Annotated in this window: 14 protein-coding genes; 3 read left to right on the forward strand and 11 right to left on the reverse strand. The window is 62.0% G+C overall.

Annotated elements, in window-relative coordinates; genetic code table 11:
- Window positions 1-37: 37 nt before the first annotated feature.
- From ACX3VQ_RS02730 to ACX3VQ_RS02765, 8 genes are all read right to left on the reverse strand, one after another.
- Window positions 38-1,012: an alpha/beta fold hydrolase gene (locus tag ACX3VQ_RS02730; protein ID WP_462579408.1), complete on the reverse strand. Its 975-nt coding sequence runs from the start codon at window positions 1,010-1,012 to the stop codon at window positions 38-40.
- A complete protein-coding gene (locus ACX3VQ_RS02735) occupies window positions 1,009-2,022 on the reverse strand; it encodes an SO2930 family diheme c-type cytochrome (RefSeq protein WP_462579409.1) in 1,014 nt (337 codons plus the stop codon). Before ACX3VQ_RS02735 ends, ACX3VQ_RS02730 begins: the two co-directional genes overlap by 4 nt.
- Window positions 2,019-3,221, reverse strand: a complete 1,203-nt coding sequence (locus ACX3VQ_RS02740) for a parallel beta-helix domain-containing protein (protein ID WP_462579411.1) — start codon at window positions 3,219-3,221, stop codon at window positions 2,019-2,021. The genes ACX3VQ_RS02735 and ACX3VQ_RS02740 overlap by 4 nt, the downstream gene beginning before the upstream one ends.
- A gap of 55 nt (window positions 3,222-3,276) precedes the next feature.
- Window positions 3,277-4,722, reverse strand: a complete 1,446-nt coding sequence (locus tag ACX3VQ_RS02745) for an NAD(P)(+) transhydrogenase (Re/Si-specific) subunit beta (protein WP_462579412.1) — start codon at window positions 4,720-4,722, stop codon at window positions 3,277-3,279.
- Window positions 4,722-5,006: an NAD(P) transhydrogenase subunit alpha part 2 gene (locus ACX3VQ_RS02750; protein ID WP_462579413.1), complete on the reverse strand. Its 285-nt coding sequence runs from the start codon at window positions 5,004-5,006 to the stop codon at window positions 4,722-4,724. Before ACX3VQ_RS02750 ends, ACX3VQ_RS02745 begins: the two co-directional genes overlap by 1 nt.
- A complete protein-coding gene (locus ACX3VQ_RS02755) occupies window positions 5,006-5,383 on the reverse strand; it encodes an endonuclease domain-containing protein (RefSeq protein WP_462580667.1) in 378 nt (125 codons plus the stop codon). Before ACX3VQ_RS02755 ends, ACX3VQ_RS02750 begins: the two co-directional genes overlap by 1 nt.
- An 89-nt stretch (window positions 5,384-5,472) precedes the next feature.
- Window positions 5,473-6,594 (reverse strand): NAD(P) transhydrogenase subunit alpha, encoded by a 1,122-nt coding sequence (locus ACX3VQ_RS02760; RefSeq protein WP_462579415.1) that lies wholly within the window; start codon window positions 6,592-6,594, stop codon window positions 5,473-5,475.
- Window positions 6,595-6,598: 4 nt separating this feature from the next.
- The gene (locus ACX3VQ_RS02765) at window positions 6,599-6,721 is read right to left on the reverse strand and encodes a hypothetical protein (RefSeq protein ID WP_462571666.1); all 123 of its coding nucleotides are present in this window, start codon (window positions 6,719-6,721) and stop codon (window positions 6,599-6,601) included.
- A 156-nt stretch (window positions 6,722-6,877) separates the two neighbouring features.
- Between ACX3VQ_RS02765 and ACX3VQ_RS02770 the strand changes: the two genes are divergently transcribed.
- Window positions 6,878-8,299 (forward strand): sigma-54-dependent transcriptional regulator, encoded by a 1,422-nt coding sequence (locus ACX3VQ_RS02770; protein ID WP_462571665.1) that lies wholly within the window; start codon window positions 6,878-6,880, stop codon window positions 8,297-8,299.
- Between the two features lie 54 nt (window positions 8,300-8,353).
- Window positions 8,354-9,133 carry an SDR family oxidoreductase gene (locus ACX3VQ_RS02775; RefSeq protein ID WP_462579416.1) on the forward strand — a complete coding sequence of 260 codons (780 nt, stop codon included), beginning with the start codon at window positions 8,354-8,356 and terminating at the stop codon, window positions 9,131-9,133.
- Here the strand turns inward: ACX3VQ_RS02775 and folP are convergent.
- Complete coding sequence (folP, locus tag ACX3VQ_RS02780; RefSeq protein ID WP_462579418.1) at window positions 9,130-10,245, reverse strand: dihydropteroate synthase; 1,116 nt, start codon at window positions 10,243-10,245, stop codon at window positions 9,130-9,132. The genes ACX3VQ_RS02775 and folP overlap by 4 nt on opposite strands.
- 490 nt (window positions 10,246-10,735) lie before the next feature.
- Between folP and ACX3VQ_RS02785 the strand changes: the two genes are divergently transcribed.
- Complete coding sequence (locus ACX3VQ_RS02785; protein ID WP_462579419.1) at window positions 10,736-11,074, forward strand: hypothetical protein; 339 nt, start codon at window positions 10,736-10,738, stop codon at window positions 11,072-11,074.
- Window positions 11,075-11,126: 52 nt separating this feature from the next.
- Here ACX3VQ_RS02785 and ACX3VQ_RS02790 read toward each other — a convergent pair whose 3' ends face one another.
- Entirely contained in the window at window positions 11,127-11,438 is a 312-nt protein-coding gene (locus tag ACX3VQ_RS02790) for a GIY-YIG nuclease family protein (RefSeq protein ID WP_462579420.1), read from the reverse strand.
- A 93-nt stretch (window positions 11,439-11,531) separates the two neighbouring features.
- A complete protein-coding gene (locus ACX3VQ_RS02795; protein ID WP_462579421.1) occupies window positions 11,532-12,668 on the reverse strand; it encodes a DNA methyltransferase in 1,137 nt (378 codons plus the stop codon).
- Between the last annotated feature and the right edge of the window lie 44 nt (window positions 12,669-12,712).

The raw sequence follows: 12,712 nt of genomic DNA on the forward strand, positions 1-12,712 counted from the left end.
AAACCGGTCCGATACACGTCAGGATGTGGCAGAAGCATCAGCCGGCGGGTGTCAATTGGGTCAATTGCTCAAGCCACAAGCGCAGATCGTCAACGCTTTGTGCAGCGTTTTCCTGTTGCGGAATATGTCCAATGCTCTTGTATGAAATGAAGCTGCTGTTGGGCAGGTGCTCTCCATACCACCTGCCCGCAGCCAGCGGAATCAAGGCATCCTCTTCGCCCCACATCACCAGCGTGGGCACATCGAGCGCCCCGATCTCTTTAGCCGAAAAGGCCTGGCGCGGTGTGGCGAAGCGCTGCATTGTCGCATGAGGATTGCCCGGATAGCGCGCGAGTTCCCAATAGCGGTCAATCTCGGCGTCGGTCGCGATTGCCTGGTTCGACACCGATTGTGCAAGGCTGCGCTCAAAGATCGAACGCGTCATGAAATGTCTCGCCAGGTCACGAATGACCGGGGTCTGTGCAATGCGGAACCCCAGCGGCGGCGGCCCGTCGCGCTCGATGGGGGCGCCGCTGGCATCCACCAGCACCAGGCCGGCAAGACGGTCGGGGTGCTTTATCGCATAGCCCGCAGCAATCCATCCGCCCATCGAATTGCCTGCGACCACGAATTGCTCAAGACCCATGGCATCGGCAACCGCGTCAAGGTCAGCAGTGAAGCGATCGAGCGTATAGGTGCCGTCAGGCGCCGGGCCGGTCAGGCCATGGCCGCGCTGGTCATAGCGGATCACCCGGTATTCGCCGCGCAGAGCCTCCACCCAGGGCTGCCAGGTGTGGAGATCGGCGTTGGAACCATGCAGCAGCACGATCGCGGGCGCACCGGGATTGCCATTTTCCGGCCCCTCGTCGCGCAGATGCACGCTCATCCCGTTAGGCAGTTCGACCATCTGCGATGGCGCGGCCCCGTATTTGGCGCGCATTTCATCGGGATCGGTATCGGGCACGCGGAAAATGAGGAAGGCGATCACCAGGATCGCGGCGATCACGGCCAGGATTTTCGCCAAGCGCTTCATTGTTCCATCTCCGCAATCCATTTGCGCACAATCGCAACACCGTGGGGGTCGACTGTGGACTTGCCCAGTTCAGGCATGGCGACGCCCGGCTCGACCGAGTCCATCCGGTAAAGCAGGATCGATTCATCCGGCCTGCCCGGCACGATCGAGAATTCATGCCCGCCCGCGCCGCGCCCGGCGGCAACCGGGCGCTTGAATATCCCGAAGGAATGCGGATCGTTCTGCTCCCAGCGCAGATCGAGCCCGGAATTTGAGGCAGTCGCCCCCGGTTGGTGGCAATGCGCGCAATTGACATCCAGATAGGCGCGCGCGGCCACTTCTGGGCTCTGTGCGGCGCGCGCTTCCCACAATGGCATGGCGTCGCTTCCGGCTGGAACCGCATCGAGATGCCCGGCGCTGACGAAGCCAGCCAGCCAGTCAGCCGATAAATTGCGCGCCTTGGGACCAATGGGAACCACCTCGCCATTGAGGCCGTGGCATTCCTTGCACTGGTTCTTGTTGGGAATGCGATAGCTGATCTGCTCGCCCGCAGGCGTGGTCACTTCAAGCCGTGCCCCCGCTACCGCCAATGTCGCCTCGGTCTGCGTCTCGTTCCAGCGATAAGGCAGGGCCACCCAGCCATCGGCACGGTGCAACATCACGCGGGTCTCGATCAGGCGGCGCTCGCTCCCTTCACCGAAAGCGAACGTCTTGATCAAGGCGCTGCCGACCGGAAATTGCAGCAGTCCGTCTCCATCTGACAGCGCCTGCTTTCTCGTCGGCACATAGGCGAAGCGCAGCTTTTCCGCCCCATCGGAATAAAGCGGCACGTTGAGCCGATAAGGGACCACCCCCGGCGCCGGGAACTGCGCCGCGCCATCGGCGAAGAAACCGTATTCCGACAGCGTGCGGGGCAATCCGTCCTGCAGGATTGCCGTGTCTGATACTCCGGGCGAGGCCAATTCTGCCTGCGCCATGGCACCGCCCAGCGCCGCTGCGCCCGCCGCCAGTAGTAACAGGCCCCGTTTCACTTCAGCCGCGCTTCCAGTTCTTGCGGCGCGCCAGTGACTTCGGGCAGCGATGATGGATCGCCCACCGGGGCTTCAAGCGGACCTGGCGTCGCTTCGGCCAAGTCGGCACCCTGCCGCGGCAGGTTGAGCGACCAGCCCGCAGTGCCCTCTGCCACGCTCAGCGCGGTGCTGCCAGGCTCGGCCAAACCGTCCCACAGTACCGGCGGCAGCGCTCCGCCAAATGCCGCAAGCAAGGCTTCTGCTCCATCGAGATCGGGCCTTTGGCCACCCTCTTCATAGATATTGTTGCCGATCACCACATTGCGCGGAAATGGGTTGTAGCGCTCGTCGTCGAACGGCAGCGTATAGGCGACGACCATGATCTGCGACGTGTCGTTCTTCTGCAGGACATTCTCATCGACCAGCACGTTCTCGTTGGCCATGACCAGAATGCCTGTGCCGCGCTTCACCCCGCCCACGATGTTGCCGGGAGGGGCAAAATTGTCGACATCGTTTTCCGTCACCAGGTTGCGGCGTACCACCACGTCGCCGCCGCCCATCACCGGCAAGCCGGGCAGGTCAAACACCAGAATGCCGCCGGTGTTGTGAGTGGCGAGGTTTTCCTCGACCACTGCATTGCGGCTGTTCTCGATCTCGATTCCCGCAACATTATACTGCACCAGCGAATGGCGCACGGTGATGTCGCGGCTCTGGCCGACATAGATGCCGGCATCGGATGCGCCCGATACCTGGCTTTCGGCCACCAGAACGCCGGTGCTTTCAACCGGGTAAATGCCATAGGCGCCGTTGGTGCTGAGCGGCCCACCTGTCCAGGTGACGCGGATGCCCTGGTAAACGATATTATCCGCGCCCTTTGACTTGATCCCGTCGCCCTTTGGGTTCTCGACCGCGAAATCGCGCAGGGTGACATTGTCGGACGTGACCAGCAGCCCCTCGCCCGCGTCTTTCTGCGCGGTGAAATCGAGCACTGTGGCGTCAGCCCCCGCACCGCGCAGCGTTACCCCGTCGACATCGAGGCTGAGCCCGTCGGTCAGTTCGAACCGCCCGGCTTCAAGTTCGATCTCGTCACCCGGCGCGGCCAGGATCAACGCTTCCTGCAAGCGTTCCTGCGCGCCTTCGCCGGGGGCAACCGTATGGACTTCTGCCAAAACCGGTGTCGCGCTTGCCAACAGCGCCGCAGCAAATGAAATTCGGATCATCTTAAGCTCTCCCCTGCAACATATAGTGCCGCAAGGGAGGCGAATTGCAAGGGCGCTAATCCAGCGCTTTCACGATTTCCTCGACCATTTTCTTGGCATCGGCCAGCAGCATCATGGTCTGGTCCATGTAGAACACGTCATTGTCCACGCCGGCATAGCCCACCCCGCCCATGCTGCGCTTGATGAAGAAGACCTGCTTGGCCTTGTCGACATCGAACACGGGCATACCGTAGATGGGGCTGCTCTTGTCCGTCTTGGCGGCCGGATTGACCACGTCGTTCGCGCCAATGATGAAGGCCACATCTGCCTGCGCGAATTCGCTGTTGATGTCCTCCAGTTCGAACACCTTGTCGTAAGGCACGCTGGCTTCGGCCAGCAGCACGTTCATGTGCCCTGGCATGCGCCCGGCCACCGGATGGATGGCATATTTTACCTCGACGCCCTTTTCCTCCAGAAGATCGGCCATTTCCCTCAGCGCGTGCTGCGCCTGCGCCACCGCCATGCCATAGCCGGGGATGATGATGACCTTTTCCGCCTGTTCGAGCATGAAGGCCGCGTCCGCCGCGCTGCCCTGCTTGTAGGGGCGCTGTTCACGCGCCTCACCGCTTGCTGCAGCGCCGCTGTCGGTGCCGAATCCGCCCGCGATAACCGAGATAAAACTGCGGTTCATCGCCCGGCACATGATGTAGCTGAGGATCGCGCCCGAGGAGCCTACCAGCGCCCCGGTGATGATCATTGCCGTATTGCCCAGCGTGAAGCCCATCGCCGCCGCCGCCCAGCCGGAATAGGAGTTGAGCATGCTGACAACGACCGGCATGTCTGCCCCGCCGATGGGGATGATCAGCAGGAAGCCGATGGCAAAGGCGAGCACCGTCATTGCCACGATCAGCGGCAACGTTTCGTCCGGCCCAGCCATCGCGAACAGCACGGTCAATATGATGATCGCGGCCAGCGTGCCCAGGTTGATAACATGCCGCATGGGAAGCAGGATCGGCGCACCGCTCATCTTGCCTGCCAGCTTGGCAAAAGCAATTACCGAGCCGGAGAAGGTGATCGCGCCGATGGCGATGCCGAGGCCCATCTCGATCTTGCTGACCGGGGCAATGCCGCCTTGTGGCAGCAGCAGGCCGAAGGCGCCGGGATTGAGATAGGCCGCCCAGCCCACCAAAACAGCGGCGAGGCCGACCAGCGAGTGGAACGCGGCGACCAACTCGGGCATCTGTGTCATCGCGATGCGGCGGGCGATGGTGAATCCCACGATTCCGCCCAGAAAAATGGCAATCCCGATCTCGGCGATATTGGCAATGTCGTGGGTAATCAGCGTGGTTGCCACCGCGATCAGCATGCCTGCCATGCCGAAGCGATTGCCCGTGCGGCTGGTGGCGGGGCTTGAAAGCCCGCGCAAGGCGAGGATGAAGAATACGCCCGCCACGAGATAGGCCACGGCGACCCACGGGTTCACCGGGCCGTGTGCGGCCCCGCTTGCAAGGAAGGAGAACATCACTTCTTCTCCTTCTTCTTGTACATCGCCAGCATTCGCGCCGTCACCGCAAAGCCGCCGAAGATATTGACGCTGGCCATCGCCACAGCGGCAAGCCCCAGCCATTTGGCAACCACGCTGCCTGCTTCAGCGCTGGCGATCAGCGCGCCGACGATGATCACGCTCGAAATCGCATTGGTCACTGCCATCAGCGGCGTATGCAGCGCAGGCGTGACCGACCACACGACGTAATAGCCGACAAAACATGCCAGCACGAAGATCGAAAGGATTGAGATGAAGTCCATTAATTTGCCTCCCCGGCACGGGGAGGGGGACCAGCCGAAGGCTGGTGGAGGGGACTCGCCGCCCGCGCAACAATAGCTTCTGCCGTTGCGTCGGCATCGGTAAGCACCCGCCGTGCGGCGACCCGCAAAACCCTGAACCCGTTTTCCTTGATGAATGCGATCCGCCGTTCGTCGAATTTGGCGCGATCCAATCTATCGTGGATACTGCCATCAACCTCGACGACGAGCCTTTCGGACAGGCAGCAGAAATCAGCAACGTATGGCCCGATCGGATGCTGGCGGCGAAATTTCAGCCCGCCCGGTCGCAGCCGCAGGCGCTCCCACAGCATCCGCTCCGGAACGGACGGGTTCTTTCGCAGTTCCCTGGCACGACCCACTTCGGGACGAGCAACGAACCGCGAATCCCCTCCACCGCGCTTCGCACGGTCCCCCTCCCCGTTCCGGGGAGGCAATTCGCCATCGGCCCTCACCCCTTCAGCCTCTCGCTCACCACTTCGCCGCCCTGAGTCAGCCGAACGGCATTGCCGATTTCCTCATCAAGCACCGGACGGCCCTGGTCCTTGTCCCAAAAGGCGGAGAGGAAATTGTAGTGATTGCGCGCGAACAGCGCGCTGGCATCTGTCGCCAGATGTGCGGGCGTGTTCGAATAGCCCATGATCGTCACGCCATGACGCACCACCAGCTCATCTGGCTTCGAGCCTTCGACATTGCCGCCTTGCGCCACTGCCAGATCGAAGATCACGCTGCCCGGCTTCATCGTCGCGATCTGAGCGTCGGTAATAAGCCGCGGTGCAGCACGCCCCGGAATCAAGGCAGTCGTGATGACGATATCCTGCTTGGCGATATGGCTGGAAACCAGTTCGGCCTGCGCCTTCTGGTATTCTTCGGACATTTCCGTAGCATAGCCGCCCGCGCCCTCGCCTTCGATCCCTGCGACTTCTTCAACGAAGATCGGCTTGGCACCCAATGACTGGATCTGTTCCTTGGTGGCGGAGCGCACGTCAGTGGCGGAAACCTGCGCACCCAGCCGCTTCGCGGTGGCAATCGCCTGAAGGCCGGCCACGCCCACGCCCATCACGAACACGCGCGCAGCCTGCACCGTGCCTGCGGCTGTCATCATCATCGGGAAGGCGCGGCCATAATTGTCCGCCGCCGCAATCACCGCCTTGTAACCGGCGAGGTTGGACTGGCTTGAAAGAACGTCCATGCTCTGCGCGCGGGTGATGCGCGGCATGAATTCCATCGCCAGCGCTTCGAATCCGGCCTTGGCATAGGCTTCGACCCGATCTTTCTGGCCGAAGGGATCGAAAGTCGCCGCCACCCATGCACCGGGCTTTGCGCCAGCCAGCAGGATCGGATCGGGGGCCTGAATGCCCAATATGATGTCCGCGCCCTTGACCGTGTCCGCCACCGAGCCGACACTTGCACCGGCCTCGACATAGGCGGAATCGGCAATCGCGGCGGATTCGCCGGCCCCAGATTCGACTGCCACCTCTGACCCCAGAGCGGCGAATTTCTTCACCGTTTCAGGCGTCAACGCCACGCGCCGCTCGCCTGCGGCGCGTTCCTTGAGAACCGCTATCCGCAACGGATCAATCGGCAATCAGCGTGAGAATAACCAGTGTGATCACCGCGATCACCGGAACGGCCCATTTGAGCAATGTAATGAAGCCGCCATAGGTCTTCTTGGCCGATTTCATGTCATGCGATGCCATTAACGCGTCCCCTGCGTAAAAATTGAGAGTGGCAGATCCTCTATCGCGCAAATCGAGCGATCACAAGGGACCCGAAAAGTACCAGTCACCCTTAATAGGGTCTTTACCCGCCTCGGTTATTGTTCGCTTCTGTTTCACAGCGGGACGGTTTTGACCATGGCAAGCAGCGAGCAGCGCGTGCTGATGCTGATAGATGACGAACCGGCGCAATGCCGGTTGATCAGTGCGCTTGCCGCGCGCGAAGGGTGGCGCACGGTCATCGCTGGCGATCCGGACACCGCGATTGCCATGCTCGGCACGCGCGACGGGATGCAGCTGTCCGCGATCGTCCTTGACCAGTGGGTGCCGGGTGATGACGCCTGCAACCTGATCGAGGAACTGAAGCGCCGCCGCCCTGCGCTGCCGATCCTGATGTTGACTACCAGCGCCTCGCCGCTGCTGGCGGTCGAAGCGATGCGGGCCGGTGCAACGGATTACCTGATCAAGCCGGTCGCGCCCGATCGCTTTCTGGAGGCGCTGCGCGCATCGACCGAAGGCGACAAGTCGCAAGATGAACTGCAGCCCCTGACCGAAAAGATTCCGGCCAAACTCGATTTCGATGCCATGGTCGGAAATGAACCCAGGTTCCGTACCGCGCTGGCACAGGCGGCCAAGGCTGCACGCGGCCATGGCCATGTACTGATCGAAGGCGAAAACGGCACCGGCAAGGATATGCTGCTGCGCGCGATGCATGCGGCAAGCCCGCGGGCAAAAGCTCCGTTGCGGATCATCAATTTGGCCGGCGTGCCCTCCAATTCGATCGAATCGGTGCTGTTGGGGCATGAGCCAGGTGCCTTTGCCGGGGCTTTTGACCGCCAGATCGGTGCCCTGCAGCAATGCGATGGCGGCACCCTGGCGCTCGACGAGGTCGATCGGCTGTCTGAACACCTGCAGGAAAAGCTGCTCGAGATTCTGAAGACCGGGATCGTGCGCCCGCTTGGCGCGAGCCATGGTTTCCGCGTCGATGTGCGCCTGCTGAGCGCGGGGAACTTGCCGCTGGCGAAGCTTGCCGAGGCCGGCAAGTTCAATGCCGCATTGCTCGATCTGCTTTCGCACACGACCATCCAGCTGCCACCCCTGCGCGAACGCGCGGGCGACATTCCCGCGCTGACGCGCCATTTCCTTGCCCGCATCGGCGACCAGCCCGGCCTCAGGCATCTTTCGATCACCGACAGCGCCCTTATGCTGCTCAAGGCCTATGACTGGCCGGGCAATGTCCGCCAGCTCCAGGCTGTGCTGTTCCGCGCTGCGGTGTTCTGCGACGGTGAAGCGCTGACCGCCGATAGCTTTCCGCAGCTGAGCGAACTGCTGGGCGAGCAGCCACAGGACAGCGACAGTTCGATCCATGACGGTGCGGGCGTGCTGCTTTACACCGAAGATGGCAATCTGCGCCCGCTCGAAGAGATCGAAGCCGATGTCATTCGCCTTGCAATCGGGCACTATCGCGGCCGCATGACCGAGGTAGCGCGGCGGCTCGGCATCGGTCGCTCGACACTCTACCGCAAGCTCGCCGATCTGGGCATCGACAACGCCGCCTGACCAAGCCTAGATTTGCTTCCGCACGCCGCTAGAGCGGCCGCGACGGAGGAACAGATGGGCAAGCTCGAAGGCAAGATCTGTGTGATAACCGGCGGTGCGCGCGGGATTGGGCGCGGCATCTGCGAAGCGTTCCAGCGCGAAGGCGCAAAGGTTGTCCTCACCGATATCAATGTCGAGACAGGCAAGGCGGCGGCAGATTCGATCGGTTGCCAATTCGCTGAGCTGGACGTGCGTAGCGAAGCGCATTGGGACCTTTTGGCCAAAGCGCATCCGGCGATCGACGTCATGGTCAACAATGCCGGGGTCACCGGTTTCGAAAGCTCGCCCGGCCCGCACGATCCGGAGAATTGCACTCTGGAAAACTGGCACGCGGTGCATTCGGTCAACACCGATGGCACCTTCCTGGGCTGCCGATATGCGCTGCGGGCAATGAAGACCAAAGGCACGGGTTCGATCATCAACATGTCCTCACGCTCTGGCTTGGTCGGTATCCCCGGCGCTGCCGCCTATGCCGCCAGCAAGGCGGCGATCCGCAACCATTCCAAGTCGGTTGCGCTCTATGCCGCGCAGCACGGCTGGGCGATCCGCTGCAATTCACTTCACCCCGCCGCGATCCTCACCCCGATGTGGGAGCCGATGCTGGGCGACGGACCTGACCGCGAAGAGAAGATGGCGGCGCTGGTGGCCGACACCCCATTGAAGCGCTTCGGCACGATCGAGGAAGTCGCGGCGCTGTGCGTCTTTCTCGCCAGCGACGAAAGCGCCTATATGACCGGCAGCGAGTTGACGCTCGACGGCGGCCTGCTGGCAGGCTCCGCCGCTTCGCCGGGCTAATCCTCCGGCAGTTCGCCGAAATCGGTGAGCGCGGCATCGCGCAGGCCGCGCCACACATTTCGCGCCTGCACGGTTTCCGCGACATCGTGGACGCGCAGAAGCTGCACCCCCGCGTTCATCCCCGCCACCGCAAGCGCGATACTGCCACCCAGTCGCTGGTCCGCCGTCGCCTCATTCGATAGCGCCCCGATCATCCGCTTGCGGCTGGCGCCCAGCAGCAGGGGCTGGCCCAGCGCATGGAACATGGGCAGCGCATTCATCAGCGCCAGATTGTCAGCCAGCGATTTGCCGAAGCCGATGCCCGGATCGAGGATGATCTTCGCGCGCGAGATGCCCGCAGCCACGGCTGCATCGCGCCGCTCCCTCAGCCAGTCGAACACGTCGAAAACAACATTGGCGTAGTCGGCATTGGCGTGCAGATCATCATTCTCGCCCGGCGCGTGCATCAGCACAACGGGGCAGCCGCTGCCCGCCGCCAGCGGCAGGCTGCGCGGATCGTGCCGCAAGGCGGAAACGTCATTGGCGATATGTGCCCCGGCCTCAAGCGCGGCCTCGAGCACGCCCGCGCGGCGGGTGTCTACGCTGATCGCGGCGCCCATCGCGGCACAATAATCGATTGCGGGCAGCACGCGGTCCTTCTCGTCGCCCTCCCATGTGGCGGCTGCGCCTGGCCGGGTGCTTTCGCCGCCGATGTCGATGATCGCGGCGCCCGCCTCCAGCATGGCGCTGGCAAATGCCCGGCCCACTTCCGGCTTGTCGAGGAACTCGCCGCCATCGGAAAAACTGTCAGGCGTGACGTTGAGGATGCCCATCACCTGCGGCTGGTCGAGCCGCACCATGCGCGAACCGCATTCGAGCGGGGGATGTACCAGCGCAAGGTTGCCCCATTGCGCCCGCGCATCCTCGGCCACACTGGCAGGCAGGCGATCGAGCACTTCCGGCATGGTTGCGGGATTGGCGAGCCTCCGCTCCAGCGCCGCGCCGCCGCGGCGCAGGATGACCGCAAATTCGCGGGCATAGACCATGCCCCCGGCAATGCGCACCGCATTGCCTTCGGTCGCCTGCGGGCCGGACGCAAAGGTAATCGGGCGGATATAGATCTTGTCATTCATTGTTCAGCAAACCCACCCCGGAACTGAATAGATGGAACACATGGAACACGGTTATAAAGGATAAAATCCCCTTCGCCGCAGGGTGATAGGCAAAGGCTGAGCGGGGGTGAAGCAAGGGCGGTTCATCCGCTGGGGATTAGCGGCAGGAAGGCGTGTAGGACAGGAGGCGCCAATCGCGAGAGACTGGGCGCTGATCTCGCAATTGTCTCGCAGTGCCAAAGGTTGAGGGTTTTTGAGGCGAAAGTCGGCGCGTGGCCTTCGACAAGCTCAGGCTGAGCGGAGGTGGCACTTGGCGGCGCTGGATTCCGGTTTTCGCGGGACTGCCGAATTTTCGGTTGTCCGCTAACGGCCCACTTGCGGACGTTCGTTGAGCCTGCAAAAATCAGGAATGACAAAGTGGTAGCTTTTCACTTTAGCGATCCTTATCTCCTCCTGTGGTCAAGCAGGAAAAGATCAAGTTGATCACCTTGAGGAGCAGCCGCCCCTGATCGTGGCCGCACAAAGTGCTTCGCTGGAGTTTCCGCTTCATTTTGGAGCGGGTGATGATCCAACGGGATACATGAAGGTTGTCCCCGATAACGGGCGAAATGACACTCGAGAACACCTAATCGATGCGCTGGTGCTTTGTAGCCCTGGCTTGGCTTGGATCGAAAAAACGAGCCACACGATGGCAGTAATGATGCCTTCTGAGGAGAACGCGATCTGGAGAGGAAACAAGGGTTGGCACCCTTCCGACGACGACATCATCGCCTGCATCGAGCAGGGGGCCAAGCAGCCATTCTTCTATCGCAAGGTGCCGAAAGGCACTGAGACATATAGTCAGAATTGATTGTCGCCTTGCCACCCACAACTCGTCATTCCCGCGAACGCGGGAATCCATTTCAATGCAGCGGCTCGAACCCGAAATCCTCGGCTAGATCGCGCCATTTCAGATTGCCCGCGTCGATCAATTCGGTCTTCCACGCGCGGCGCCACTTCTTAATCCGCTTCTCACGCAGGATCGCCTGTTCCATAGTCGAATGCTGTTCAAACCAGACGAGCATGCGCACTCCATATCGGTTCGAGAATCCCTGGAAGGTTCCATCACGATGTTGCGCGATGCGCTGGAGCATGTCCGATGTGACGCCGAGATACAGCGTGCCATTGTAGTCAGAGGCAAGCAAATAAACGGTCGGCTGGAACTCGCGGTGCATCAGTGACTTGCTAGTGGATTCCCGCTTCCGCGGGAATGACGAATATTCGGATGTCCGCGCCCCACCCATTATCTGATGATAGCCGGATTGCCCTCAATCCTCCGTCGCCAGCAGGTAGAGCTGCCGCGCGGCGTCGATCGGCTTCACGTCTCCATCGACCTCATAGTGCCAGAAGGTCCAGCCATTGCAGCTGGGTGCGCCCTGCAAATCCTTGCCCAGCCCGTGGATTGAACCGGTCTGCTTTTCGTAAGCCAGCGAGCCATCGGCCCGCACGGTCGCGATCCATTTGCGCTGCTTGTCAAACACCTGCGTACCCGGCTTGAGATAACCGTTTTCGACCAGCGCGCCAAAGGCCACGCGCGGCGCGCTCTTGGCGCTCTGCATGGTTACGAGCGCGCTTTCATCGAGCGGCAATTCCTTTGCGATGCGTTTGAGTGCGGCGTCGCGGTAAACATTCTCGCGCTCGCAGCCGATCCATTGCCGCCCCAGCCGCTTGGCCACAGCCCCGGTGGTGCCGGTGCCGAAGAAGGGATCGAGCACCACGTCGCCCTTCTCGGTCGTCGCCAGCAGCACGCGATAGAGCAGCGCCTCGGGCTTTTGCGTGGGGTGAACCTTGTGCCCGCCCTCTTTCAGGCGTTCGCCGCCCGAACAGATCGGCAGCAGCCAGTCGCTGCGCATCTGCAATTCGTCGTTGAGCGTCTTCATGGCGCGGTAGTTGAAGTGATATTTCGCCTTCTCGCCCATCGAAGCCCACAGCAGCGTTTCATGCGCATTGGTGAAGCGGGTGCCCTTGAAATTGGGCATGGGGTTGGTCTTGCGCCAGACGATGTCGTTGAGGATCCAGAAGCCAAGATCCTGCAGGATCGCGCCCACGCGGTAGATATTGTGATAGCTGCCGATCACCCACAGCGACCCATCGGGCTTCAGCACCCGCCGCGCCTCGGTCAGCCAGGCACGGGTGAAATCGTCATACACCTTGAAACTGTCAAACTGGTCCCAGTGGTCAGTTACGGCATCGACCGCGCTGCCATCGGGGCGGTTGAGATCGCCGCCAAGCTGGAGGTTGTACGGCGGATCGGCGAACACGCAGTCTACACTGGCGTCAGGCAGGCGGCGCATCGCCTCCACGCAATCGCCGTCCAGGATCTGCCCCAGTGGCAAATCCGGCCTTTCCGCAACAGCAGTTCGCACGCGCGCGGCGCGCGTTTTCGTGGTCTCCACGACCGCCATGTAATCTACCCCTCTGATGACTTATCCACAGGGTGAGTCCTTGC

The sequence above is a fragment of the Altererythrobacter chaiwopuensis genome (assembly GCF_054957735.1).